The organism is Corallococcus terminator, from assembly GCF_049194865.1.
Classification (GTDB): Bacteria; Myxococcota; Myxococcia; order Myxococcales; family Myxococcaceae; genus Myxococcus; species Myxococcus terminator_A.
In genome coordinates this window covers 36,883-62,870 of record NZ_JBLZWL010000105.1, presented here as the reverse complement: position 1 = coordinate 62,870, position 25,988 = coordinate 36,883, and the positions used below count along the sequence as shown (strand labels likewise).

Below are 25,988 nucleotides of genomic sequence, written 5' to 3'. Positions count from 1 at the left end.
TGCACCTCTTCGAGCCGCCGCACCTCACCAAGGAGCTGCTCTTCGCCATCATCCTGCCCGGCCTCTTGTTCGAGGCGGCGTTCCACCTCGAGTTCCGCAAGTTCTGGAAGAACAAGCTGACCATCCACGCCATGGCGATTCCGGGCGTGGCGGCGTCGGCGGGCCTGACGGCGTTCATCCTCTCGCAGTGGGTGGAGGGGATGAACGTGGTGAGCGGGTTCGGGATGATTCCGGCGATGGTGTTCGCGTCGGTCATCGTATCGACGGACCCGATTGCGGTGGTGGGCCTGTTCAAGTCGCTGGGCGCGCCCAAGCGGCTGCTCATCCTGGTGGAGGGAGAGAGCCTGCTGAACGACGGCACCGCCGTGGTGCTCTTCACGCTGGTGGTGGCGGTGGCGATGGGCGGCCAGTTCACCGTGGGCGGCGCGGTGATGGACTTCATCAAGGTCGCCGGCATGGGCATGGTGGTGGGCAGCGCGGTGGGGTACGTGGCGGCGCGGGTCATCAAGAAGGTGGATGACGCGATGGTGGAAATCACCTGCACCGTCATCGCGGCGTACGGCTCGTTCGTCATCGCGGAGAACTTCCACTACTCGGGCGTCATCGCCACGGTGGTGGCCGGCATGCTGTGCGGCAATTGGGCCACGCACGAGGGCATGAGCCCCACCACGCGCGTCGCGGTGGAGAGCTTCTGGGAGTACTGGTCCTTCGCGCTCAACTCGGTGGTGTTCCTGCTCATCGGCCTGGAGGTGAACCTCACGTCGCTGTTGGCCTCGTGGAAGCCGATTCTCGCGGCTTACTTCGCGGTCATCGCGGGCCGCGCGGTGGTGGTGTACGGCGTGTCCTCCATCCTGAAGCTCACGTCGGAGCGCATACCGTGGTCCTGGAGCGCGGTGCTTACGTGGGCCGGGCTGCGAGGCGCCATCTCCATGGTGCTGGTGCTCAGCCTTCCGGCGGACTTCGACCACCGCGAGCTGCTGGTGAACATGACGTTCGGCGTGGTGGTGCTGTCCATCGTCATCCAGGGCCTCTCCATGGCGCCGCTCTTGCGCAAGCTTGGCATCACCGGCTTGAAGGACGCGTACCAGGAGCAGTACGAGTTGGCGCGAGGCCGACTGGGCGCCATCCACGCCGCGATGGCCGCGCTCGAGTCCCTGCGGCGCACGCGCGAGATTCCCGCCGAAGTGCTGACCCAGTTGGAGAAGGACTACCAGGAGAAGGAGAGCGTGACGGAGAAGGAGCTGGCCCAGCTCAAGCAGCAGTCGATGCGCTTCCACGAGGAGGAGCACCAGGAGGCCGTCCGCCGCATGCTCATCGTCGAGAAGGAGTCACTGCTCAAGGCGTACCAGTCCGCCGCCATCGGCAAGGAGGCCTTCGAGCGGCTCACTGCGGAGCTGGATGAGCGCATCGCCCATGCCGACGCCGCCGAGATGCACTCGTCGGTGCCCGCCATGCCCACGACGCCCACGGGCGCCGTCGGGACCTGACGTCGGGCGCACCTCGCGTCACGGGCGGCCTTCGCGGGCTCCCGTGACGCGGGTTCGACGAGCCTGGGGTTTCTCTCAGACCGCCGAAGTCTTCGAGGTGTCCGGAGTCTCGGTCGGCGCCGCGGAGAGGGATTGCTCGGGCAGGCGAATCACCGGGTCCGGGCGCTCTACCTCAGAGGGAGTTGCCTGCACCGCGCTCGCGGTGGTGGACCCGAGGGACTCCACCGCGGACACGGACGTGTCCACACGCGCCTCGGTGGCCGGCGTGAAAGCCGGGGTCGTGACGGAGGTATCAACGCGAGCCTCGGCGCTCGCGGACGACTCAGGCGCCTGGACGGACGTATCGACGCGGGCCTCGGCGGGTGACGCAGGCGCCTGGACGGAGGTGTCCACGCGGGCCTCGGCGGCGCTCTGGGCCTCGCGCTGCTCCAGCCGGGCGCCGCCCTGCTCCGCCGCGCGGAGGAACTCGTCGTACTCGCCCTTGCGCTCCTCGGCCTTGGATTGGGTCTTCTCGGATTGCTTCGCGGCGGCGGCCCTTCCAGCCATCAGCGCACGCGCGCTGACGACGATGCCCGCGCCGAACACCGCGACGTTCAACACCGAGCCCAGCCCACCCAGCCACAGCGAGTCCGCGCCGCCCTGGACATAGCCCAGCGCGAGCACGAAGGTGGCTCCGGACACGGCCGCGCCAGCCGCCGTGTGCCAGGGCTTCAACTCCATCACCCGGCCCGCGCCGTAGCAGAGCACCGGCAGCACGCCGAGCAACCACACGTTCTCCAGCAGCACCGCCACCAGCACCTTCAACGGAACGAAGGGCAGCGCCTGCACGCGCAGGCTCAGCCGCAGCGTCAGCGACACGCTGAGGGCCGAGCCCAGGACAAGCGCGATGAAACCCAGTCCGACGATGAACTGGAAACGGCGGATTCGGACGCGCAGCGGCTCGAGGGCACTCGGCTTGGGGCTCACGGGCAGGCAGCCTACCCCAGTTCAGCCCTCGTCCTCGTCCGCGTCCGCTTCACCGCCTGGCGTCCGAGGAGGCGGGCCATCCGCGTAGAAGACCTCCTCCAGCACCAGCCCCTGGGGAGGCGCCGTCTGCCCCGCCAGCTTCCGGTTGCGCGAGGCCAGCACCTCCGCCACCCACGCCTCGGGCCGCTTGCCCTTGCCCACGTCGACCAGCGTCCCCACGAGGTTTCGCACCATGTGCTTCAGGAAGGCCGTGCCCTCCACCACAATCGAGATGGCGCCTCCGGCCGCGCCCTCCACCGTGACGCCGCGCACCTCGCGCACCGCGTGCTTCGCCTGGCAGTCCGCCGCCCGGAACGCGGAGAAGTCATGCCGGCCCACCAGGTGCGCCGCCGCCCTGCGCATCGCCGCGACATCCAGCGGCGCGAAGACCTCCCAGTGCGTCGTGCGCAGCAGCGGGGAGCGCGTGCGGCGATTGTTCAGCCGGTAACGGTAGCGCTTGCCGCGAGACCAGCGGCGCGGGTCGAACCCCTCGGGCGCCTCCACCGCGTCCACCACCGCCACGTCGTGCGGCAAGAGGCCGTTGAGGCCCATGACGTACGCCTTCATGGGCAGCACCCGCTCCGTGTCGAAGCAAATCACCTGCCCCGTGGCGTGCACGCCGGAGTCCGTGCGCCCGGCGGAGCGGACGGACACCGGCTCGCTCAGCAGGCGGGACAGCGACTCCTCCATCACCGCCTGGAGCGAGCGCCCATTGGGCTGCACCTGCCAGCCCACGTAGCGGGTGCCCTCGTATTCGAGCGTCAGCTTCAGCCGAGGCATGTCAGCGGTACTTGAGCCAGGACTCGAGGAGCTCCGCCACCATGCGCCCCGAGGGGACACCGTTGCGACGGGCCACCGCCTCCAGCGCCTCCAGCACCTCCGCGGAGAGGGGCACGGCCAGCATGCGCGGCTCGGTGCGCTCGTCGGGGCCACCCGGCGCCAGCGCGGCGATGCCCGGGGGAATGGTGAGCGGCGCGGTGACGGCGGGAGGTGGCTCGGGCACCGGGGCCGGTGGCGTCACGGGAGCCGGCGGCGTCCCGGGGTCCAGCGTGGCGACGACCTCCGACAGCTCCAGCGCCTCCTCGGAGGTGGGCGCGGTGGCGACGCGGTTGCGCAGCCGGCGCTGCTCCTCCTGGAGCTCCTCCTCGAAGAGCTGCTTGATGAAGTTGGCCAGGTGCAGCGGCGTGGGCGTGAAGTCGTACGCGTCCAGGAACGCGTCCAGGTCCTTCTGCATCTCCGCCGCCGTCTGGTAGCGCTTGTCGCGATCTCTCTCCAGGGCCTTCATCAGGATGACTTCCACGCGCTCGGGCAGGTCCTCGCGGAAGTACGAGGGCGCGTAGATCTTCCCCTCGGTGATGCTGCGCATCACGGCGACCTCGGACTCGCCCGTGAAGAGCTTGAAGCCCGTGAGCCACTCGTAGAGCACCACGCCGAGCGAGAACACGTCGCTGCGACAGTCCAGCGCCTTGCCCAGACACTGCTCCGGGCTCATGTAGCTGAGCTTGCCCTTGATTTCGCCCGTGCGCGTCTGGCCCACCTGGTTGGCGGCCTTGGCGATACCGAAGTCGAGAATCTTCACCGAGCCGTCGAAGGCGACGATGATGTTCTCCGGCGACACGTCCCGGTGGACGATGTTGAGCGGGCTGTCGTACAGGTCCGCCTTCGTGTGCGCGTGATGCAGGCCCGCGCAGACACACGAGGCGATCTTCACCGCGTACACCAGCGGGAAGGGAATCCCGAGCGCCTCCGCCTTGGGCACGACGCGGCGCATGTCCCGGCCGGCCACGTACTCCATGGCGATGAAGTAGCTCTCCGCGATCTTCCCCAGGTCGTGAATCTGCACGACGTTGGGGTGGTTGAGCTGGGAAGCGAGCCGGGCCTCGTTGAGGAACATCTTCACGAAGGCCGCGTGCTTGGACAGGTGCGGACGGATGCGCTTGATGACGACGGGCGTCTCGCGGCCGTCCTCGCCTTCCTGATGCGCGAGGAAGATCTCCGCCATCCCTCCGACGGCGATGCGGTCGATGAGCCGGTACTTTCCGAAGCGACCGGTTTCGCGCTGCTGCGGTGCGGCGGGAGACATGGCGTCCTGACCTTACCCGCGCCAGGGGCCTGACGCTAACGAAGTTGGACGACGTGGACCTTCAGGGCCGACTCCTGACCCGGAGGGCTCGGAAAGTCGAGGGAAGAAGGCCCCGAGGAGCCCACCGCCCTGCCCTGCCGTCCGGCCAGCGAGAGGCCCTCCGACACCATGGCCTCGAAGCGCCGGGCAGGCAGGCCCGCATGGTTGCAGCAGGCGACCAGCCGGCCTCCGGGCGCAACGACGCGCGCGGTGGCCTCGGCCAGTCGGGCGTAGTCGCGCGCGGCGGAGAAGCGGGCCTCCTTCGTGTTGGAGAACGACGGCGGGTCCGCGATGACGAGGTCGAACGTCTCGCCCTTCTTCGCCAGCCGCTTGAGCCAGTCGAAGACATCTCCGGCCACGTAGTCGTAGCGGTCCACGGGTTGGGCGTTGAGCTGGGCGTTCTCCTCGCCCCACTCCAGCACGCGGCGGCTCGCATCCAGGTTGAGCGCCCGCTTCGCGCCGCCCGCATTCGCCACCACGCCGAACGCGCAGGTGTAGGCGAAGAGGTTGAGCACGGTGAGGCCGCGGGCCTCCTTCAACAGCCACGCGCGGGTGTCGCGCATGTCCAGGTACAGCCCCACCGAGAGGCCCTGACCGGGGCGGATGAGGAAGGACAGGCCATTCTCCAGGGCCGTGAGGGACTCCACGGGTTCGCCTCGGGCGGCGGTCTCCGGGGCCAGCGACTCCTTCGCCACGTTGGCGAGGACGCGCGCCTCGCGGGGACGGCGCTTGAGATAGAGGCTCGTGGGCGCCCAGGCCGTCATGGCGGCGTCGAGCAGGGCCTCTTCCTCCGAGGGAGTGAAGTCGCGGTAGAGGCTGAGGACATACAGGCCGCCGAAGCGGTCCGCCGTCACGTCGGGGAGGTTGTCGGCCTCGCCGTGGAGGACGCGGAAGGCGGTGGTGCGAGCGTCGGTCAACAGGGGGCCGCGCCGGGCTTGCGCGGTCCGAAGCGTGTCCACGAGGGTGGGCATGGGCCCTCCCTGTATCAGCTTCCCAGTCGGGCGCGAGACCAGACGCGCTCGAGCGCCTCGGTGGCGGCGCGGGAGAGGTCCACGAAGTCGGTGCCCAGGAGCTGGCCTTCGCGCACGCGGACGCGCCCATCGACGATGGTCCAGGCCGCGGGCGAGCGGGCGAGCTGGCCGATGAGATACGGCGAGTAGCCCGTCTCCGGGTCGGCCGCGGGCACGGAGTCGTAGACGACGAGGTCCGCGAGGCTGCCCTCCTCCACGGTGCCCGAGGGCAGGCCGAACAGGCGCGTGCACAGCTCCGCGGGGCCGTTGACGAGCAGGTGCGCGAGGGTGCTGTCCACGTCGGGCAGGTGTCCGGCGCGGGAGATGCGCAGCACGCCCACGAGGGCCGCGAGCAGCTCGTCCTGGAGGGTGCCGTGGCCACCGGTGCCCAGACCGAGCAGGTGCAGCCGCAGGAGGATGGCCTCCATCGGGTCCGTGCCGCGCTCCAGGGTGCGCACGCCTCGGGCCGCGAGCGAGACGAAGGTCTCCGTCTGCTCCAGGCGCGCGGCCTCGGAGCTGTCGAGCGCGCGCGCATAGCCGGCGATGGCGCGAGGACCGAGCAGGCCCAGCGCGTCGAGACGGGGCACCACGCGCTGACCGTGGCGAGCGTAGGTGGTGCTGAGGTCGTCCTCGTTCTCCGCGAGGTGGAAGACGGTGGGGACCTCGAGCTCCGCGCTGAGACGGGAGATGCGCGTGAGGAGCGCGTCTTCGCAGGTGTACGAGGCGTGGAAGCCGAGGGCGCCGCGCACCAGGTGGTGCTTCGCGTAGCGGCGGGCGAAATCCACGTTGGCGTCGAGCCACGCGTCGGCCTGCGCGGCGCCGTCCATGCTGTGGGTGGCGTGGCTCGTCACCAGGCGGAGGCCCACGCTCTCGGCGGCGCGGGCCTGGGCGTCGAGCCCCCCGGCGACATCGGAACAGGCGAGGTGCTCCACGACGAGGGTGACACCATCGAGCAGCGAGCGGGCGGCGGCGAAGCGCGTGAGGGCCTCGATGTCCTCGGAGGAGACGAGACGGGCCACGCGGCGCATGCGCTCCAGCCGCTCGCGAGGCGGCAGGAGGAGGAACTGGCCATTGGGCGGGAGGAGCTGGCCATTGACGAGGTGCGAGTGGCTGTCCACCAATCCGGGAGCGACGAGACGGCCGCGACAGGCCACCTCCCAGTCACCCGGAAGGACAGGCACCTGGGCATCCGGAGCGACGCGGCGGATGACCCCGCCCTCGACGACCACGGCCATACCGCGCCTGACCCGGCCATCCGCCCGGAACACAGCGCAGTTTTTCAGCAGCAGGCGACCTTCCATGTCCGGCCCCCGTCATACCACGGGTCCATGGGGGTGGGAGCGGGGTTAGTCCAGGAATCCTGGTGCTGCCGCGAGGATCGACCATTGACACGTCCGCGGCACGGGGCCTTGCGGAATATCGAGGCAACGCCGGGCTGGCCACGGGCCCCCCGGGCAATGAACGGGCGATGGGATGAGCCCAAACCCGCATCGACAACCAATACTCGGAGTAAAACACTTGACGTTTCACCATGAGCGCCTCTCAACCAACAGAGGCCTGCTCATGCCCCCCCACGAGATGACCTCCGTCAAGGATTGGCGTTGAAGCAGACGCCGATGCGCAATGAGCGATGTGAAGGCGTTCCCTCGGAGAGTGAACTGGCAAGACCTGTCAAAGCCGCTTTTCACCAAGCATCCATCCGTACAGCAAAAGCCAAAGCTTTCGACCTGTAACGGAACTACAAACGCCACTTGTCGGCCCGCGAAAAAACATGGCATATGCCAGGATAAGAATTCCGAAGACATCCAAACAACAGTCACCAGAAGCAGGCCCCGAGATGCCCTACTCCGACGCATCGTTTCGATGGTTCGCACCTCTCCTGTTGCTGCTCCTGGCCGGAGCATCTGGCTGCACCGAATCACCGGCCCCCGGCCCCGCGGTCTTCTCCGAACATCGGCAGACCTTGCAAGGTGACGCGGACCGCGAAGCCGGCGCCGATTGTGCCACGGAGGGCGGCCCCGCCTGCCGCAGCGGCCTGTGCATCCACTACCAGCCCGACCCGGACAAAGGCTGGGCTTGCACTCGGAAGTGCGACCATTCGCAGGAGTGCCCCTCCGGATGGGAATGTCGGAACACGCATGCATCCGCTGAATCCCGGTGGTGCGTTCCGCCCGCATCCTGGGTTCCTACCCGTGGGATTCACCCCGCCTCACCCTGAGACCGCACTCCATGAAATTTCCTTTATGGCTGGCGGGAGCCGTCTTGCTCCTGGCCCTGGGCCCAGCAGAGGCCCAGGAGAACGCCTGGACACAGCCTCGGTTCGCCGTGTTTGGAGAAGGCAAGGATTGGGTTGTACTGAATGTCCGGGACCTCTCCCTCCGGCGAATCCGCATCCCGGGGCCGAACTCGCCCCAGAATGTGTCCACCACGTCAGATGGTCGCTGGCTCGTCTTCACGGCCTACGACGAACAGGCCGGCAACACCCTTCTGTTCAAATGGGATGGAGAGCCCCGCTCGGAACCTGTTCGCATTGGAGACTCACAGGGCTATCACGCCGACCCCGTGGTGTCTCATGAGGGTACGCGCGTCCTCTTCTCCCACCACCCATTGGCGGGTGGCCCTCCTGGCCAACATGGTCCGAAGGCGACCGCACAGCTCTACGAGGTGGGCCTGGATGGGACGGGGCTCAAGCCGCTGACGGCGGGCCAGGGCTGCCATCTCGGCCCCACCGCGCCGCGAGGAGATCAGGTCTATTTCATCCACACGCCCTGCGATGGCACCCGATTCCTGTCTTTCGTCGACCGGACCTCTGGAAAGACGGGGGGAATCGGCCCCAAGGATGAGAGCTCCGCGAGCGAGCCCTCTCTTTCACCGGATGGCCAGCGCCTGCTCTACACCACCCGGACCTTGACCCAGGCAACCCTGAAGGAACTGCACATCAAGACCGGCAAGGCTCAGTCGCTGTCGACGTTTGACTACGACACACCCAAGAACCGCCCCCACTTCGCGGGGCGCCCCGGTGAGTTCCTGTATCAGAACAACGGTGCCGTCTTCCTGCTGAAAGAGGGGAAGGCCCGCCAGGTCGCGACGCTTCGAGGAGAGACACCATGAACCTCAAGAATTTCTCCGTCTGTCTTCTGCTGTTGACGTCCTGGGCCGCCTTCGCGCAGGACTCCTTCTGCCCCCACAAGCCCCTCGGGCCTGTTCCCTGCAAAGACACGTCGTGTTGCAGTGGAGGAGGAGGTGGTGGTGGCGGAGGAGGAGGAGGAGGCGGCGGCGGAGGGGGAAGTGGCGGCCCACCACCACCTCCGGGAAGTCCACCTCCCTCCAAGATGAGCTTCGGCAGCATGGGCGGCGCCCCCAAGGGCACCCCCCTGACGGGCTCCGCTGGCAGCATCAACATCGGCGACCCCTTCAGCATCGCCAATGGCCAGTCTCATGAGGCCTTCCTCGAAGCCATCCTCCCCACCGGCAACCGCAGCCTCAACTTCGTCCGCTACTACGTCTCTCATTTCGACGTCTGGACGTACTACTCGGTGATTCGCGCCGTGCCCAAGCCGTACGGCTCAGACCCTCAGAATCAGCACGCCGCGCGCTGGTGGCACAGCCTCTACTCCGCGGTCAGGATGCGCTACTCCTCCGAGTGGCACTTCCTCGACACCGGCGGCCAGCAATACTCCTTCGGCGCCTGCACCATCCCCTCCGGAGGGACGTCCTGCTTCGCGCCCAACGGCGCCTATACCGCCAGCCTCCGCAGCCGCCTTGAGCGGACCGCCACCGGCTTCGTCTTCCACCAGGACAACACCCTTCGCTACATCTACGAGGCGCACCACGTCCAGGAAGGCACCTCTTTCTATTTCCTCTCCCGAATCGAGGATTACGCCGGCAACACCCTCCTCACCCTCGCCTACCAGCAGCCCACCGGCCTCTCCTGCCCCACCGGTGAGACGGGAAGCCACGCCGGCGTCCCATACCTCAGCGCCGCGACCACCGGCAGCGGCACGCAGCTGCTCTTCACCTACAAGGCCCTCACTCGCACCAGCAGCGAGACGGAGTGCGTCCTCGACTTCATCGACATCAAGGCGCCTGGCACCTCCGCCCAGCGTCTCGTCTCCTACGGCTATACGACGAGCGGCAGCGTCGAGCGTCCTGGCCTCCTCAGCTCTGCCTCCTCTCCCAGCAGAACTGCGGGACAGCCCCAGCGCGTCGAGACCTACGACTACTCCGCCACCCAGTTCCGCGTCAGCCGTGACGGCAAGACTATTGCCCAGCACACCTACGAGAACAGCTACTACGCCAGGGTCCTCTCCACCCAGGGCCCCGGCGAGTCCCTCTCCGTCTCCTGGGGCGCTCGCGGCAGCTGCCAACCCGGCTCCGAGTGCTGCGGCACCACCCCCTATGTCCGCGACGTCCTCACCCAGTCCGCTGGCAGAGGTGATGGACTGACGAGCGCTCCTGGTTTCAGCCGGGCCTACGAAGTCCTCCCGATGGCCAACGGCAACACCTTCCACGAGGCCCGCCTCTACCGCACCGTCGACAGCTGCACGGTCCCCGAGTCCTGCTCCCCTGGCAGCGTCCAGTACGAGTGGGCGTGCACCACCTCCGGCGGCAATTTCCCCGGCTACGAGAAGGGCGTCAAGGACAAGCGCGGCAACTGGACTGTCAACCTTGTCTCCCCCGCGCCCACCGGGAAGCCCAAGGCCCTCACCGAGAAGACGGCCATCCTCCTCGGCGCCACCGACGCCAGTGGCACTGGTGCCCTCGATCGCACCGACTACACCTATACCTACGGCCACGACGACGTACAGCTTCCCCGCTACGAGCAGCAAGCCTCCGTCCTGGCCCCTTCCGGCGCCACGGACCCCTACGCAAGGACGGAGTATGTCTACGAAAGCCCCGGTACCCTTCCTCCCAATCAGGACCGTCTCAAGGCCACACTCCTATCGGGATGGACCCGGGAGCTGACCTCGACAGGCTGGACAACGCCCAAGAAGACCATCGGGTACTTCACCTTCACCGCGCGCACTATCGGCGACACGACTCCAGACCCCCTGGGCCGCATCCTTGAAGAGCATGGCCCCTGCTACGTCGACGCCACCTCTGGCACTCCCACCGACTGCCCTACTGGCACCGACTTCCCCATCACCCGCTACTTCTACTGGCCTCAAAACGCCGGCACCCCCGCCGCGGGCCACCTCCAGAAAGTCGTCACCTACCCCTCTCAAGTCGTGGGCACCACTCCGCTTGAAAAGAAATACAACACCTACGACACCTGGGGAAACCCCACTCAAATCGAGGCTCCCGACGGCACCCTCACGAACAACACCTACGTCGAGAACCGACTCATCTCCACCCAGGTCGGCAGTCAGACGGCCATCGAGTTTGGTTACCTGGACGACCGCCTCTCCTACGTGAAGCACCGCGCAGCGAACTCCTATGAGGTGTATTGCTACCGCACGGGCGTCTCCAGCACGAGTTGCACGGGTGCTCTCACGGAGAGACTCCAGTGGAAGGCACGCGCCTCGGGTTCTGACGGCTCGGGATGGACGGAACGAGTCGAGTATTCGTACTGGCCGGATGGCACCATGAAGGAGGCACGCCAACTCACCATGAGTGGTGGCGTGGCTGAGACGCGACGAGTGCTGAGCTACGCAGCCGACGCACACAAACGGCCTGTCCTCAAGCGCTGGGGCGAAGGCACGGGCAGCTTCGTTTCCGTGAGTGCTTATGACGGCGCCGACAACCTCACGGGTATCGGCCAGCCTCTCAATACACCTCCCGCCTGGTGTGGGGGCGTCTCAGACGTCGCCTCCGGAACTCCTCTGTCGGACCTCTGCAGTCACCCGAGCTACGACCGTGCCAACAGACTGGAGAGTCTTGTCCAATTCCCAGGAGGAAGCGCCCCAGCAACTCGAACACACTTCGCTCGCGATGCGCATGGAAACGTCATCGGCGTCAAGACGGGTTGCGCGACGTCCACCACCTTCCAGACATGCACCCAGCCCGCTTCCAGCTACACCTATGACGACTTCGAAAGGCTTGTGGAGGTGACTCCAGCACAGGCCGAGGGCTCTATTCGACAGGCCTACGATGCCCGCAGCAATCGGACAGCCCGCGAGACCGCCAGCATGAGAGCCCTCAGCGAGCATGTCGAATACACTTACGACAACCTCTCGCGATTGACGTTGGTGGAAAAGGTCTCCAGCGCGGGAAGGGTCGTGCTGTTCCGCCTGGGGTATGACGCCAACGGGACGCCTCCCTCGGGGTGCGGAACAGGGCTCGACCTCAGCACCACAGCGGCCCGCACGCTGGGACGCTTGAGGTACAAGGAAGACTCCTTCGGCTTCACCTGGTATCGATACGATGAAGGAGGGCGCGTCACCGCAGAGGTCCGCGCCCGCGGCGGCACCTGCGGGGCTGGCGGCAACAACAATCCGCACACTCTCTATAGCTATACCGCTGATGGAGCGCTCGAGCGCATCACCTATCCCTATGGACGCGAGGTTCACTACCTCTTCGGCACAGGAGCCAACGCACAGCGTGTCAGCGGCATCGAGGTCACCCTTCACAATGGAACAGGCTGGGGCTCCCCTCGCCAGATCTTGAGCGAGGTGAGCTGGGAGCCCTATGGAGGACTTCGGGGCTACCGCATCCATCATGACAACGGTACGACCACCGCCTCCGTCGACTATGCAGTGGGAGGCAATGCCAGTGGCGTCACTGGGGGCTGCTCATCCACCCCGCCCTCCTCTGGAACGGGCTATGACTTGACGGCACGGCTGCGTTCGCTTCGTGTCACTTCGGGGACAGCCACCACAGGAGCCGGGGACCTCTTCCAGCGCAACTATCAATGGACAGCTGACCAAGTCGCTCGCACCGACACGTGTGTCCTCGGAAGCACGGCAAGAACAGAGACCTTTGCCTACGACAGGCTCCTTCGCCTCACGGACACTCAGCTGACTGGTGCGCACACAGGCCCGGCATCCATGGGTGCCAGCTACGGATATGACACTCGCAGCAACCGTTCTTCCCACCTTGAGGATGGATTTGCGTCAACGCGGACGATGGCGTCCTCCGGCCCCTCGGATTGGCTTTCGGCGCTCAGTTCGCAGACCGATGCCTCCCTCGAGTCCCGCTACACCTACGACGCTGACGGGCGAGCCCTCCGGAAAGCACAGGGCAAGTGGTTGTCGGGAACGGATGCGGACGTGCTCGCTTTCAGCTACGGCCAGTCGACCTCCGTCGCAACGGACACCGTCTTCCGCGCCGTCGAGGTCAACGGAGCAACCTACAATTATTACTACGACGCCGAGGGCCGTCGTCGAACCAAGGTCTACCCAAGCGGCAACAAAGATGAGTTCTTCTACGACACGGCCAAGCGGCTCCTCGTGGACCAGGGCAACGACAGCACCACCTCTCCGAGCTATCTCGTAACGGACGATTACATCTGGCTCCATGACCGCGCCGTTGCAATGGTTCGGGGCCGGATGTCGACAGCCTGGACGAGGCAGTCGGACGCGCATTCAACGTGCCATCGAAACGCAGAGCCCGCGGCGTGTGGCCTCCACTATTTCGTCACGGACCACATCGCCAAGCCGGTCCTGACCCTGGATGCTCAACTGCGGGTCATGGACGTCGCGGACCATGACGCGTTCGGAATCCCCAATCGCGTCACCTTGCATGCGTCTACCACGCACCCCTATCCGAACGGGCTGTCCACGACACTCGCCGACTTCAACCAGGTCACCGGCTCGCCCAACCTTACGGTCCAGGCTCGCGTCATCTTCCACATGGTGGACACCGAGTCCATCGCACACGGAGGCGCGGAGAACGACACGGTCAACGTCAAGGATGGAGATACCGGTACAACGCTGACCTCCCTCCAAGGCCGTCTGGGGCGCAGCACTACTGCCTGGCTACAACCTTCGGCAGGTCGCATTGCCGTCGCATTCGTGTCGGGGTCGAATTCGAATCCGACGCACGCAGGCGCCATCATCGAGGCCTACGACTACCGTCGGTTCCAAGCCGGTGCACAGCCCTTTGCCTCTCCCTTGCGTTTTCCAGGCCAGTATTACGACGCCGAGACGGGCCTCTTCGAAAACTGGAACCGCTACTACGATCCGAGCATCGGCAGATACCTTCATCCAGAGCCGCTGCTGACGCGGCCGGAATATGCCAAGTCCATGGCAAGGTATGGACACGGCACCCAGGCATACGCCTATGCCGCGAACAACCCCTTGTTCTTCATAGACAGCGACGGCCTGTGGATGCGCAACTACTGGCACATGGCCATCCCAGTCAAACCAGAGAATGGACCGTGGTTCTTGTTGCCCCCTGGAAAGGAATACCCAGGACAGGTCGACGGCTGGTTTCACAACAACCAAACGTTCAAGCTCTATGGCAAAGATGGCTCCTGGAAAGGAAAGCTGGGGGAATGCCTGCAGAGCGATGTAGAGATTACACCCAACGGTGAAAACGGTTGCAGGCGTGGGGTCTGCGCAATCATCCAGCCGTTCCCGTTCACTTCAGAAAACAAGGACGACAACTCATGGGATGTACCTCTCTCCTTCAGCGAACCTCCCATGCCCTTGGTCGATGCCCCATCCTGGACGCCGTACGGAAACTCTTCTCCCCAGTATAACGATTGGCAAATGTAGAGACCGTCGGTCCGAACACCACCGACCTGGCGGACGACTCGCCTCATTTCGAGGCAAGCGTCCCTTCGCAGGGGCCCCAGGAGCAAAACAACCTGGGGCCCACATGCGAACGCGGTTCCTCCTCCCAGGACCGGCGGCCCTCGCGGCACTGGTCCTCGCAGTGCGGCTCGGGATGTCGCCGCTCAAGAAAGCGGTTCTGGACCTGCGTGGACACCTGGCCCGCGCAGGGGAGCACCTTCGAGGCGCTGCGCAAGCACCCGCCGGGCAAAGTGCTCAACCCCTTCGTCGTCGGCGGGCCCGCCTCGTTCTTCGCGGGCGCCGGGTTTCTACAGCGGAAGCGCCGCACGCGCAGGTCGAGTCGCACGGCGGAGAAGTCCGCCGGGCGATGGACACAGCCGCCGTGCACGCGGGGGCTGGGCGCCTGACAGGAGGGACAGCTCCTCCAAGTACAGGGGCAACGGCCGTGGGGTGAACCGGCCCGTAAGCCCCGCGGATGACGAGCCCTTTCAGGTGGAGGAAGAGGGAATCGACCCCGCATCCAAGGCGATAGGAAACGCCAGGCGGGACGCGCGGTACCCACTATCACCTCGGGCTCACGCCGGTTCATTGCGCCGCCCCGTACCGTCTTCCCCCGCTCTCATCCCCGCGTGCGGGGCTCACCGGGGGCACATGCGGCCCCGCAGGGGCAGCCCGCTCACGCCGGCCGGGAGCATCACTCGGGCGGCCCTCCTCGGCCCCGCGGTGTCCTCCCTCCCTTCAACCGGCCGTCCATCCCGCCAACACACTGTATTGGTGAACAACGAGGCTCATTGTCCGGAGGGACAGTGTCGATGTCTGTTTTATGCGGGAGGAGCGGGCGGTGGCTCGCGCGTTCTCGGAGGGCGATGTTACGGGTTGAGCCGATGTGGTTGGTGATTCAGCTCTGGAAATACCCGGGACATTGTTGGGGGGACCCGAATGAAATTCCGCATTGCGTTGATTGCTCACGACTCGAAAAAAGACGACATGCTCGCCCTGGCCGACGAATACAGGGCCTTCCTCTCGACCTGCACGCTGACCGCCACCGGCACCACCGGCCGCCGTCTGAGCGACGAGCTGGGGCTGGAAGTGGACCGCAAGCACTCCGGCCCCTTTGGCGGCGACTTGCAGATCGGCTCGCTGCTGGTGGAAGGTGAGATCGACTGCGTGATCTTCCTGCGCGACCCGATGACGCCGCAGGCGCACGACCCGGACATCCACGCCCTGCTCCGCGCCTGCGAAGTGCACAATACGCCGTGCGCGACCAACGTAGCATCCGCACATCTGGTGTTGTCTCAGCTCCAGCAACGCGCGGCACAAATGCGCAACGGAGGAAGGGAGTCCGCGTGAACCACGCCGGAGGACAGGCCCTACTCGCCCCCTGTACTTCCCGGCGGGCATGTCTTCGCAGGGGCCCCAGGAGCGAAGTAGCCTGCGGCTCACATGAGAACGCGGTCCCTCCTCCTTCCCGGTCCAGCGGCCCTGGCGGCACTGGTGCTCACCGTGCGGCTCGGGATGTCGCCGCTCAAGAACTTTGACCTCTTCTTCCACCTCGCCGGGGGCCAGTTCGTCCTGAAGAACGGCTTCACCCGCGTCGACCCCTTCAGCGTCACTGGAACCGCCGGATGGGTCCCCCATGAGTGGGGCTTCGGCGTGCTCTGCGTCGCGCTCGTCCGCTGGCTCGGCGCCGCGGGCCCCGCCCTCCTCGTCGCGGGGCTCGTCGCCCTCAACCTCATGCTGCTGTGGAAGGTCCTGGAGCGCGCCGCCGCGGGAAGGCGCGGCCTGCTCGCCGTGGCCTCGCTCGCCGCCCTGCTCGTCGTCTACGGCCCCACGTGGCCCCAGGAGCGCCCCTACCATCTGGGCCACCTGCTCTTCACCCTCGCCGTCCTCGCCATCCAGTCCTGGCGCGCCGGCAATGACCGCATCCTCTGGGTCTTCCCCTTGCTCGGCGCCCTCTGGGCCAACGTCCACGGCAGCTGGCTCCTGGGCCCGGCCCTGCTCGGTGCCACCGCTGTCGGACAGGCCCTCGACGAAGGCACCCCGGAGTCACGCCGCCGCGCGCTGCGCGCCATCGGGTTCAGCGTGGCCGCGTTCCTCATGGCCGGCCTCGGCCCCGACGGGCTCAACATCTACCTGTACCCCATCCACCACTCGCTCCTGGCCTCCACGCAGACCATCGTCGAGTGGCGCCCCCTCAACCTGGACCTCGCGTCGAGCTGGGCGTACCTCGCGCTCGGCGGCGCGGCCTGCTTCGCCGTGGGCCAGGCCCGCGTCCGCAAGGTGGCCATCCTCCTCCCCGCCTTCGTGCTCGGGCTCGCCGCCATCAAGGTGCAGCGCCACGCGCCCTTCGCCGCCGTGCTGCTGGCGCTCGCCCTGCTGGAGCATGCCGCGCTGACTCGCGCCGCCGCCGTGGCCACCGACACCACCGTGGGCGCCTGGAAGCGGTTCTGGACCCGCGTGGACACCTGGACCGCGCAGTGGAGTGACAAGGCCGGCGGCGGGCTCTGGCCCACCCTGGCGCTGTTGGGGCTCGTCGTGATTCATGCGCAGCACCCGATGCCGTTCGAGCAGGGCGTGAAGCGCTCCGTCATCCCCATTCCCGTGTTCGAGGCGCTGCGCAAGCACCCGCCGGGCAAGGTGCTCAACCCCTTCGTCATCGGCGGCCCCATCTCGTTCTTCGCCGGCGCCGACTACAAGGTGTTCATCGACAGCAGGAACGACCCGTTCCCCATGTCCATCCACGAGGACTACGACAAGCTCGTCTGGGGCGAGCCCGGCTGGGAGGACGCCCTGACCCGCTATGACCCGGACTACCTGCTCTGGGACATCGAGAACCCGGGCAACATCCTGCTCGACAACCTGAAGGTGCTCGGCGGCTGGCGCGAGGAGGCACGGGACGGCAACTACGTGCTGTGGATTCGCGAGCGCCCCACCGCGACGGGCCGCCCATGACAGCGCGGAAGACTGGGGCACGTAAGGCGGCGCTCGCCGTCCTCGGGCTCTTGGCGATGCTCGCGTTCAACTACAGCCCCGTGCTGCGCGGCGAGCTGCTCGCGGGCCGCGACGTCTTCCGCATCTTCTTCCCTGACTCCGCCTTCCTGCTCGAGTCCCTGCGCGCCGGCGAGCTGCCCCTGTGGACGCCCTACCTGCGCCTGGGGCAGCCGTTCGCCGCGACGCTCTACTCGCAGGTGTTCTACCCGCCACGCTGGGCGGCCGTGCTCCTCACCGGGCCCATCATCTCGATGACGGTGATGCACATCGCTCACGCGGCGCTCGCGGCGGCGGGGGTGTTCCTGCTCGCCAGACGACTGCGCGCCTCGTGGCCCGCGTCGCTCGTCGCGGGGGCCATGTTCGGGCTGTCGCCGATGATGACGTACCTGGGCATCCAGCAGAACGTCGTGGACGCAGCGGCGTGGAGCGGCTTCATCCTCCTCGCGGCCCATGACCTCGCGCTCCAGCCCGGACGAGGTCCGCTGACCCGCCTCGCCCTCTTCTCCACCCTGTCCCTGTTCGCCGGCTCGCCAGAGACCACGCTGTGGCAGGGAATCGTCGCGGTGCTCGTGGCCGGTCTCGGGGGCACGACGCAGGACTCGCGTGCATCACGACGGGTGACGGAGGCTGCCGCGCCGTCGAGCCCGCCTCAAGTCCCGGCGACCCCCGAAGACCCGGCCCGCGTCGCGGAGCTTCCACCCGCGCGGCTCTCGCTCGCGGGGCATCAGCCCGCCTCCGCATCGCAGGTCGCGCCCGCATCCGAGGGCGAGGCCCACGTCACCACCCGAAACACCCCCGAGCCAGGTCCCTCCCTTCAGCTCCTTCCCGCCTCGCCGCTCACCGCACGGAGCAGACCGCTCGGACTCCACTCCCGGGTCCTCGCCGTGGCGCGAATCATGGGCGGCTTCATCCTGGCCGCCGTACTGGCCTCCGTCGTCCTGCTCCCCACGGCCGAGTTCGCGCGCAACTCGCTGCGCTCCCAGGGGGGCTGGTCGGAGCAGCTCGCCTGGTCCATGTCGTGGCCCCAGGTCCTCTCGGCGGTGTGGCCGCTCGCGGACCTGCCTCGCGACATCTACTGGGGCAAGGACCAGTGGTTCATCCTCAGCCTCTTCCTGGGCACCCTGCCCTGTGCGCTCGCCATCGTCGGTGGCCTCCATGGGCCGCGTCGCGCACGCCCCTTCGTGGTCGGCGCGCTCACGCTGGTGATGTTGAGCCTGGGCAGACACTTTCCTCCCGCGGCCTGGGTCCTCCAGTCCGTGCCGCCCTTCTCCCTCTTCCGCTATCCCGTGAAGTACTTCGTCGGCGCGGCCTTCTGTGTCGCGGTGCTCTCCGCCTTCGGATTGGATGCACTGGGCCGACTCGCCCGGAAGCTGCCACCGTCTCGCGTGAAGGCCGCGCTGGCCTTCGTCGGCATGGGGTTCGCCATCGCGGCCAGCGGACCCGTGGTGCGCATGCTGCCCATGCGAGCCTCCGCGGAGACTGGGGCCCCGTGGGTGCCCTTCGCGCTCGGGCTCGCGCTCTTCATCCTGTTCGTGCTGCCGTGGTCCTTCGCGCGCCCGCGCCGCGTGCGACATGGGCTCGCGGCGCTCGCCGTGCTCGAGCTCGCGGCGGCGCACTCGCTGCTGGGCATTCCCAAGTACACGCCCTGGGAGGCCCTGCGAAAGCCCTTCTCCCTCCCTGCCTTCCTGCCCGAGTCCTTCCAGGGCCGCATCAGCGCGGACATCGAGGGCCCCGAGGACCCGACGCGCTCCAACTCCAAGGTGACGAACACCATCGAGCGCAGCCTCGACCGCCTCGTGCCGAACCGCTTCGTCGAGGCGCGGCTGCCCGCCCTCGAGGGTTACGGCGCACCCGAGCCGGTGCGCTCGAACGTCTTCCACCTCGCCGGAGAGCGCGGCGTCTACGACCTCGCGGGCGTCACGCACTACATCCGGAAGGGGCCGCCCCCGTTCGAGGACCTGGAGCTGCTCCACCGCGCCGAGGATGGCACCACGGTGTCCCGCTCGCGCACCGCGCTGCCTCGCGCCTTCCTCGTCCAGCGCGCCCGCGTCGTCACGGACGACGAAGCCCTGGAGGCCGTCCTCGACGAGGACCAGGCCTTCCGGGAGATTGCCTTCCTCGCCACCGGAGAGCCCCTGGAGCGGCCCGACTGCGAGGGCTCCGTGCGAATCCTCCGGAGCACGGGCCAGCACCTGGAGCTGGACGTCAGCGCCTGTGACGACAGCTACCTCGTCGTCACCGACAGCCACTATCCCGGCTGGCGCGCGACGGTGGACGGGAAGGACACCCCCATCCACCGCGCGAACTACGCCCTGCGCGCCGTGCGCCTGACTCCCGGCCCCCACCGCGTCCACTTCGACTACGTGCCGACGAGCTTCCGCCTGGGCCTCGCCCTGTCACTGCTCGGCTGGGCGGGGCTCGGCTTCGTGTGGCTCAGGGCCAGACACCGCGCGTGACGGGCCTCACGACGTCACGCCGTGTCGCTCCGCGTTGGCGACGAAGGCGTCCCGCATGTATCGCGCGAGCCCGGGCCTCACGCTGTCCAGGTTCTCCGTGAAGCGCGAGTCGCTCACGTACATCTCCCCGAAGCTCCGCTGCATGACGTGTGAGCAGGGGTAGAACCACTTCGTGATGAACTGGCGATGCGCCTCCGCGAGCGCCAGCACCTCCGGGTCCGTCGCCGGGCGCCCCGCGACAAGCTGCTCCGCGAGCGCCCCCAGGATGCGGTCCTGCTCCGCCTTGATGGCGCTCCACTCCTCCTTCTTGTAGCGCGAGGTCCGCCGGGCCGACTCCCGATACGCCTCGGTGTCCCCCCAGCGCTCCTTCACCTCGGCCTCGTACTTCGACGGGTCGAAGTCGCCAAACGCCTCGAACATCTTCTCGTTGTCCATGGGCTTCCCCTGCTCGAGTGCCTCCAGCGCCTGGTCCACCGTGCGCCGGAGGGCGTCCAGTCGCGAGGCTCGCTCGGACAGCAGCTGTCGCTGCATGAGCAAGGCCGCGCGGAGGTCGAAGCGAGCGTCGCTCAGGATGCGGCGGATCTCCTCCAGCGGGAACGCCAGCTCCCGGAAGAAGAGCACCTGCTGCAACCGCTCCAGGTCCGCCTGCGTGTACAGCCGATACCCCGCCTCGCTGCGCCCCGAAGGACACAGCAGGCCGAGCTCGTCGTAGTGATGCAGCGCCCGAACGCTGACCTTCGCCAATCGGGCCACCTGGCTGACCGTCAGAGCCATCTCTCTTCACCTCGGATGAGAGGTCTAGGGCCTCACGTCGCGTGAGGGTCAACCCCTCCCAGCGGGCGGCCCGTCACGGGCTCATCCCAGAGGTCGCTCAGGGCCCGCGCGCCACGTCGGGCGCGGAGTCCACGGGAGGACGGAAGACGTACATCATCAGCGACGCCCCCTCCGTCACGCGCACCGTCGCGTCGCGCCGCAGCACCCAGAGCTGGCCCGGCTTCACCGGCCGCTCCTCCGCCGCCTCCAGCGTCCCCGCGCCCTCCACGACATAGGCGATGACGGGCTCGGCGCGTGTGGCCGTCAGGGCATGCTCCCCCTTGACGAGCACCACGCTCGACACCTTTCCCTCCAGCGCGGGCAACGTCTCCACCGCCACGCCACCGGCCTGCTCGGCCAGCAGCACCAGCGCGCGGGTGGGCGCGTAGGTGAACGGCTCCGGCCCCTGCGCCAGTCGCGCATCCGTCGGCTCGACGTACAGGTTGCCGTCGAAGCGCGGCGTCGCGAACACGAGGTTGCCCAGCATCTGGTCCTCCGCGCGGTTGAACCACGCGTGGCCGGTGAAGGGCTCGGAGGCAATCAGCGCGCCGGGATGATGCGTCCCCCGCCGCTCCGCCAGCACTCCGCCCCGCCCCCAGATCTGCTGCACCTCCGCCTGCCCCGCGACGATGACAGTGGCCTCATGCGTGCGGCGGTGGATGTGCAGCGGACACGCCTGCCCGCGCCCCATGACGTGCAGGTGCACCGTGGCGCCGTCCGAGAAGAAGAAGGTGTCGGAGACATCCGCCGCGTCGGGGTTCTTCTTCGCCAGCGACTCGAAGACGGCGGGCACGTCGAAGACCTCGACCTCCGGGTCCTCGGGCACCGTCATCGCGCGCTTCACGGCGAACAGCACCGCCAGCAGGAACACCGTCAGCACCAGCGACAGCGTCCGGTACAGCACCACCCGGCGACGCAGCGTGGCGGAGTCCGCGGAGGTGGGTTCGCTCAAGGGGGGCATCCTGGACTTCGGCTCGCTCCCGGCCACCTGCACAGCCGCCGAGCCCGAGCGCACAAAGAAACATGGCGGGGCCCTCCGTGAGGAGGACACCCGCCACATGATTCGGAGGAACCGCCGCGAGGCGACTCCTCACGAGAGCTGAAGGGCTCAGTAGGCGTTGTTCTTGCCGAAGTCCTTCATGGTCTTCTTGTTCAGGGCCGTGTTGGACGACATGCCCTCGTTCTCCACGTCCGGGTTACCCGCCAGGGCCGCCGCGGAGGCGCCGAACAGCTTGCGGATGTTGTCGCCGAACAGCGTCACGACGCCGATGGCGGCGATCGCGATGAGGGCAACGATGATGATGTACTCGGTCATGCCCTGACCACGAGCCTTGCGGAGCTGGTTCTTCTTCGAGATAGCCTTCATGGAAGTCTCCTGGGGGTTCAGAACGGGAAAGACACCCTGTTACTCGGGGTTGAAAAGCACAGTACGGGAGATCCCACCTGCACCTCCATCCGTCATCGGGAGGATGGGGCCAATCCCCTGTAATTCCCGGCGGATAGGCCTTTTTCTTGGAGATTGGAAGGCTGCTTAGGGGCCAACCGGGGCCGCGATGGGGGTTTTCGGGGGGGCGCACGCCGAGGCGGAGAGAGCATCGCACAGATTCCGCACGGCCCGTGCGAGCTCCGCGTCGGCGGGGAACTCGGCGGCCACCTGTCGGCCCAGGGCCAGCGCGGGGGCCGCGTCCACCGGGGTCCACACGGTCCGCGTCGCCCAGGTCCGCTCGGCGACGAGCTTCAGGTACGCGGCGATGAGTCCCGGCTCCCGTCCCCCCTTGGCCACCTCCGGCTCCAGGAGCTGCGCGGCCAGCGTCAAGTCGTTCTGGGCCAGGGCGGCCTTGCCCAGCGCCACCGTCGCCTCGCGGTTGTCGGGGTCCACCGAGCGCCACAGCGTGGCCACGCCGCGCACCAGCGGATCATTCGCCGCGTGGTAGCGCTCCATGTTGCGGTACAGCCGCGCGGCCTCCTCGGCCGTGGGCGGGTGCTGGCGCAGGTAGTCCTCGATGAACAGGCGCGAGCTGCCTTCGGGGGAGCGCCGCTCGTCCTTCACCCGCACGTCGAGGTTCGCCACGAAGAAGGCGATGGGTGAGGCGTACTCGAGCAGGTTGTGGTCGTCGGTGTTGATGGGACCCGGGCCCGCGAAGGCGAGCTGCCCGGCCTCGCTGTGCACCTGCTTGGACAGGAGCGCGAAGACATCCGTCAGGCCCACGCGCTCCATGTCCGCGCGCACGTCCGGCACCGCCATCCGCTGGGCCAGGCGCTCCGCGTCGAAGGCCAGCGGCTTGCGGCTGGCGACCAGCACCAGGTCCTGCGGCCCCAGCCACGTCGTCGCATGCGGGAAGGTGTCGCGCAGCGTGCGCACCACCAGCCGGATGAGCTCGTCGTTGCTCTCGTAGGTGTGGATCCACTGCACCAGCACGCCGTCGTCGGCGAGGTGCCGGTCCACCGTCTGGAAGAAGTCCCGCGTGAAGAGGCCCGACACACCCGCCACCCACGGGTTGGAGGGCACGCTCACCACCAGGTCGTACTTGCGGTCGGCCAGCGCCATGAACGTCTTGGCGTCGTCGATGTGCACGCGCGTGCGGGGGTCGTCCACCGCGTTGCGGTTGTCATCCTTGAACAGGCGCGCCGCGTCGATGACGGCGGGGGCGATCTCCACCATGTCCAGGCGCTCCACCGGATGCGCCAGCACGCTGCCCGCGGTGATGGCTGCGCCCGCGCCCACGAGGAGCACGTTCTTCGGCTCGCGCGGATGCAGCAGCACGCCCAGGTGGCCGGCCATCACCTGCGTCTCCACGTCGCTCCCGTTGGAGGCGTCAATCTTCCCGTTGAGCTTCATGAAGCGCAGGTGGTCCTGCGGGTAGTCGGCCACCATCACCGTGGCGAAGGTGTCGTCCCGGTAGAAGATGGGGTGGATGTTCTTCTCGGTCTCCGCCACCAGCTTCGCGTAGCTCCCCGGGGGCTTCTGGTGGGAGCGGATGGAGGCGATGCCCGACAGCCGGACGGACCAGCCGCTCATCCCGCCCAGCACCACCGCGGCCAGCAGGGCCGCCGCGCCCACCGGCCACAGCGTGCGCACGAGACTCGCGGGACGACCAGGCAGCGCGTGGAAGGCCAGCGCGGCGGCGGCGAGGTTCGCCACCACGCCCGCCACGAAGTTGCCCTCCATGCCCCACCACGGCATCAGCACCAGCCCGCCCAGCGCGGAGCCGGTAATCGTGCCCACCGTGTTCCAGAGGTAGACGCCGCCCAGCTCCCGTCCGACTTCGGACACCTTCGCCGTGGCCACGCGCGCCGCCGCCGGGAAGGCCGCGCCCATGAAGAACGTGGGCACCAGCAGGACGAGACAGCAGAAGCCAAACGTCAACAACTGGAACAAAGGCCACGTGTCCACCGAGCGCGTCATCATCCACTGCGCCGAGCGGAACAGGTGCGGCAGCCGCACGTAGAGCGGCAGGGCCACGCAGAGGCTGGCCACCAGCGCCACCTGCATCTGCGCGTACAGCTTCAGCGAGTCCGTCTTCGTGGCGCGCGTCATCAGCCAGAAGCTGCCCAGACCGATGCCCAGGATGAACGCGGTGAGGATGAGCGTGAAGGCGTACGTGGACGCGCCCAGGACGATGGACAGGAGGCGAATCCACGTCACCTGGTACAGCATGGACGTGAAGCCCGACAGCGCCACGCCCACCAGCGCCGCGCGCACCGCCACGCGGGGATAGGCCAGATTCGCCGCGCCCTCCGACACCGGCGCGGCCTCTCCCGGCGCCAGCGCGGGGGGATGCCTGCGCGCGAGCAGCAGCGCCGCCACGGCCAACAATAGATTCAGCCCCGCCGCCAGCTTCGCCGAGGCGGACAGGCCCAGCACCGGCACCAGCTTCGTGCCCGCGATGAAGACGCCCAGCGCCGCGCCCAGGCTGTTGACGGCGTACAGCCGCGCCAGCTCCCGCTGCACCCCGGACAGGCTGTCCGCGAAGTGCCGCACCAGCGCCGGCAGCGTGCCGCCCATCAGCAGCGTGGGCACCACCAGCGACACCGCGGCCACCAGCAGCCGGGGCCCCACGCGCCAGCCCGCCGGCACGCCAGGCGCCACCACCAGCCACAGGGCCCCGAGGGCGTCCAGCACGTACGGGAAGGCCAGCGCGTACAGCGCCACGCCCAGCTCCAGCACGCCGTACAAGGCCAGCGGGCTCTTCACCCGGTCCGCTGTCCGCCCGAAAACAAATGCGCCGAGCGCCAGGCCGCCCATGAAGGTGGCGAGCACCACCGCATGCGCCTGCCCACTGTTGCCCAGGACGTTCCCGAGATACTTGGACCAAACCAACTCGTAGACCAGCGCCGTACCTCCTGAAAGGAAGAGGAGGACCGACACAAGGTTCTTCGGGAAACGCGCGATGAGGGACATAAGGGGACAGCGCGGAACCTTACTCGTTATGTTCGGGACCCACCAATGAACGCCCATCTCCTGCAAGCCGCATTGCTCGCCTGGACTCCAGGCCTGCGGGTGACCCGCGCGCAGGGAGACTGCGCCGCCGTGCTCCACCGCCCCGCGGCGGAGCTCCTCGACAGACCTCTCCACCTGGTCCTCGGGGTCTCCCCCGAGCGGGCCCGTGAGCTGGATGCCCTGGCCCGCGAGGACCGCCGGGCCGTGGAGTTCATCTCCTCGGCGCTGGGGAACGAGGACGCCACGCCCCTGCGGCTGACGCTCGGCCTGGACGCGGGCGAGGCCAGCACGTGCGCCCAGGACCTCAACGTCCTCTTGGAAGGAGCCCCGCCGGTGCAGATCTCCCGGCTGTCCAGCTCACTCAGCCACGAGATTCGCAACCCCCTGTCCTCCGTGAAGATGGCGGTGCAGACGCTGGCCCGGAACACCGGCCTGTCGGACAGGGACAGGCGGCGGCTGACCATCGCCAACCGCGAGATTCGCACCATGGAGCGCATGTTGTGGCTCCTGTCCGAGTACGGCCGCGACACCACGCCCAACCTGGACGCGCACGCGCTGCGCTCGGTGATTCAGGAGGCCACGGACATGGTGGCGCCGGAGCTGGCCGAGCGACGCATCGAAGTGCGCGTGGACGAGGAGGCGGAGCTGCCGCGCGTGCGAGTGGACCCCAACCGCCTGCGGCCCGTGCTGGCCCAGGTGCTGCTCAACGTGGCCATGGGTCGGCCCGAGGACAGTCCGGTGGAGGTGACCCTGCGCCGAGGCCCGCAGGGCCGCGTGCTGATGGTACTCAAGGACCCGGCCGCCGCTCTGCCTCCGGAGGAGAACGGCACCCTCTTCGAGCCCTTCGGCTCGAGGCTGGCACGCGGCGCGGGCCTTTCACTCGCGGCGCTGCGGCGGGTGATGGTGGGACAAGGAGGGGACGTCGCCGCCGAAGGCAGCGCCGAGCCCGGCATGGTCTTCACGCTCACATTCGCCACCTGAGAAGGAA

At 67.8% G+C, this 25,988-nt stretch carries 17 protein-coding genes; 8 read left to right on the top strand and 9 right to left on the bottom strand.

The window, feature by feature from the left end; translation table 11 throughout:
* The coding region (locus ACN469_RS32370) for a Na+/H+ antiporter (protein WP_498774225.1) at positions 1-1,487 on the top strand (1,487 nt) is incomplete at its 5' end.
* A gap of 75 nt (positions 1,488-1,562) precedes the next feature.
* Here ACN469_RS32370 and ACN469_RS32365 read toward each other — a convergent pair.
* Genes ACN469_RS32365 through ACN469_RS32345 form a run of 5 tightly spaced genes read right to left on the bottom strand, consistent with a single transcriptional unit; the run spans position 1,563 to position 6,925 of the window.
* Complete coding sequence (locus ACN469_RS32365) at positions 1,563-2,453, bottom strand: hypothetical protein (RefSeq protein WP_498774224.1); 891 nt, start codon at positions 2,451-2,453, stop codon at positions 1,563-1,565.
* Positions 2,454-2,474: 21 nt separating this feature from the next.
* Positions 2,475-3,272, bottom strand: coding sequence for a tRNA pseudouridine(38-40) synthase TruA (gene truA / locus ACN469_RS32360; protein WP_498774222.1), 798 nt, complete (start codon positions 3,270-3,272; stop codon positions 2,475-2,477).
* 1 nt (position 3,273) lies between these two features.
* The gene (locus tag ACN469_RS32355) at positions 3,274-4,575 is read right to left on the bottom strand and encodes a serine/threonine protein kinase (RefSeq protein ID WP_498774220.1); all 1,302 of its coding nucleotides are present in this window, start codon (positions 4,573-4,575) and stop codon (positions 3,274-3,276) included.
* A gap of 35 nt (positions 4,576-4,610) precedes the next feature.
* Entirely contained in the window at positions 4,611-5,585 is a 975-nt protein-coding gene (locus ACN469_RS32350) for a class I SAM-dependent rRNA methyltransferase (RefSeq protein WP_498774218.1), read from the bottom strand.
* A gap of 14 nt (positions 5,586-5,599) precedes the next feature.
* Positions 5,600-6,925: an amidohydrolase family protein gene (locus ACN469_RS32345; RefSeq protein WP_498774216.1), complete on the bottom strand. Its 1,326-nt coding sequence runs from the start codon at positions 6,923-6,925 to the stop codon at positions 5,600-5,602.
* 928 nt (positions 6,926-7,853) lie between these two features.
* Between ACN469_RS32345 and ACN469_RS32340 the strand changes: the two genes are divergently transcribed.
* From ACN469_RS32340 to ACN469_RS32315, 6 genes are all read left to right on the top strand, one after another.
* Positions 7,854-8,735 (top strand): TolB family protein, encoded by an 882-nt coding sequence (locus tag ACN469_RS32340; RefSeq protein ID WP_498774214.1) that lies wholly within the window; start codon positions 7,854-7,856, stop codon positions 8,733-8,735.
* Between the two features lie 236 nt (positions 8,736-8,971).
* Positions 8,972-14,281: an RHS repeat-associated core domain-containing protein gene (locus ACN469_RS32335; RefSeq protein WP_498774212.1), complete on the top strand. Its 5,310-nt coding sequence runs from the start codon at positions 8,972-8,974 to the stop codon at positions 14,279-14,281.
* Between the two features lie 206 nt (positions 14,282-14,487).
* Positions 14,488-14,706: a hypothetical protein gene (locus ACN469_RS32330; protein WP_498774210.1), complete on the top strand. Its 219-nt coding sequence runs from the start codon at positions 14,488-14,490 to the stop codon at positions 14,704-14,706.
* 532 nt (positions 14,707-15,238) lie between these two features.
* Complete coding sequence (locus ACN469_RS32325; RefSeq protein ID WP_498774208.1) at positions 15,239-15,649, top strand: methylglyoxal synthase; 411 nt, start codon at positions 15,239-15,241, stop codon at positions 15,647-15,649.
* Between the two features lie 93 nt (positions 15,650-15,742).
* Positions 15,743-17,251, top strand: a complete 1,509-nt coding sequence (locus tag ACN469_RS32320; RefSeq protein ID WP_498774206.1) for a hypothetical protein — start codon at positions 15,743-15,745, stop codon at positions 17,249-17,251.
* Positions 17,248-19,746: a YfhO family protein gene (locus ACN469_RS32315; protein WP_498774204.1), complete on the top strand. Its 2,499-nt coding sequence runs from the start codon at positions 17,248-17,250 to the stop codon at positions 19,744-19,746. The genes ACN469_RS32320 and ACN469_RS32315 overlap by 4 nt, the downstream gene beginning before the upstream one ends.
* Positions 19,747-19,752: 6 nt before the next feature.
* Here the strand turns inward: ACN469_RS32315 and ACN469_RS32310 are convergent, their stop codons facing one another.
* From ACN469_RS32310 to ACN469_RS32295, 4 genes are all read right to left on the bottom strand, one after another.
* Positions 19,753-20,520: a MerR family transcriptional regulator gene (locus tag ACN469_RS32310; RefSeq protein ID WP_498774202.1), complete on the bottom strand. Its 768-nt coding sequence runs from the start codon at positions 20,518-20,520 to the stop codon at positions 19,753-19,755.
* Between the two features lie 97 nt (positions 20,521-20,617).
* Complete coding sequence (locus ACN469_RS32305) at positions 20,618-21,511, bottom strand: hypothetical protein (RefSeq protein WP_498774200.1); 894 nt, start codon at positions 21,509-21,511, stop codon at positions 20,618-20,620.
* 156 nt (positions 21,512-21,667) lie between these two features.
* On the bottom strand, positions 21,668-21,925 hold the full coding sequence (locus tag ACN469_RS32300; protein WP_498774198.1) for a hypothetical protein: 258 nt from the start codon (positions 21,923-21,925) through the stop codon (positions 21,668-21,670).
* Between the two features lie 165 nt (positions 21,926-22,090).
* Positions 22,091-24,928 carry a fused MFS/spermidine synthase gene (locus ACN469_RS32295; RefSeq protein ID WP_498774196.1) on the bottom strand — a complete coding sequence of 946 codons (2,838 nt, stop codon included), beginning with the start codon at positions 24,926-24,928 and terminating at the stop codon, positions 22,091-22,093.
* 78 nt (positions 24,929-25,006) lie between these two features.
* On the opposite strand from ACN469_RS32295, the gene ACN469_RS32290 reads away from it, so the two are divergent.
* Entirely contained in the window at positions 25,007-25,981 is a 975-nt protein-coding gene (locus tag ACN469_RS32290) for a sensor histidine kinase (protein WP_498774194.1), read from the top strand.
* Positions 25,982-25,988: the final 7 nt, after the last annotated feature.

What these genes read in the sequence shown, in the direction of transcription:
- truA (WP_498774222.1), bottom strand. Translation starts at nt 3,272, where the DNA reads ATGCCTCGGCTGAAGCTGACGCTCGAATACGAGGGCACCCGCTACGTG.
- ACN469_RS32355 (WP_498774220.1), bottom strand. Translation starts at nt 4,575, where the DNA reads ATGTCTCCCGCCGCACCGCAGCAGCGCGAAACCGGTCGCTTCGGAAAG.
- ACN469_RS32350 (WP_498774218.1), bottom strand. Translation starts at nt 5,585, where the DNA reads ATGCCCACCCTCGTGGACACGCTTCGGACCGCGCAAGCCCGGCGCGGC.
- ACN469_RS32345 (WP_498774216.1), bottom strand. Translation starts at nt 6,925, where the DNA reads ATGGAAGGTCGCCTGCTGCTGAAAAACTGCGCTGTGTTCCGGGCGGAT.
- ACN469_RS32340 (WP_498774214.1), top strand. Translation starts at nt 7,854, where the DNA reads ATGAAATTTCCTTTATGGCTGGCGGGAGCCGTCTTGCTCCTGGCCCTG.
- ACN469_RS32335 (WP_498774212.1), top strand. Translation starts at nt 8,972, where the DNA reads ATGGGCGGCGCCCCCAAGGGCACCCCCCTGACGGGCTCCGCTGGCAGC.
- ACN469_RS32325 (WP_498774208.1), top strand. Translation starts at nt 15,239, where the DNA reads ATGAAATTCCGCATTGCGTTGATTGCTCACGACTCGAAAAAAGACGAC.
- ACN469_RS32320 (WP_498774206.1), top strand. Translation starts at nt 15,743, where the DNA reads ATGAGAACGCGGTCCCTCCTCCTTCCCGGTCCAGCGGCCCTGGCGGCA.
- ACN469_RS32315 (WP_498774204.1), top strand. Translation starts at nt 17,248, where the DNA reads ATGACAGCGCGGAAGACTGGGGCACGTAAGGCGGCGCTCGCCGTCCTC.
- ACN469_RS32310 (WP_498774202.1), bottom strand. Translation starts at nt 20,520, where the DNA reads ATGGCTCTGACGGTCAGCCAGGTGGCCCGATTGGCGAAGGTCAGCGTT.
- ACN469_RS32300 (WP_498774198.1), bottom strand. Translation starts at nt 21,925, where the DNA reads ATGAAGGCTATCTCGAAGAAGAACCAGCTCCGCAAGGCTCGTGGTCAG.
- ACN469_RS32290 (WP_498774194.1), top strand. Translation starts at nt 25,007, where the DNA reads ATGAACGCCCATCTCCTGCAAGCCGCATTGCTCGCCTGGACTCCAGGC.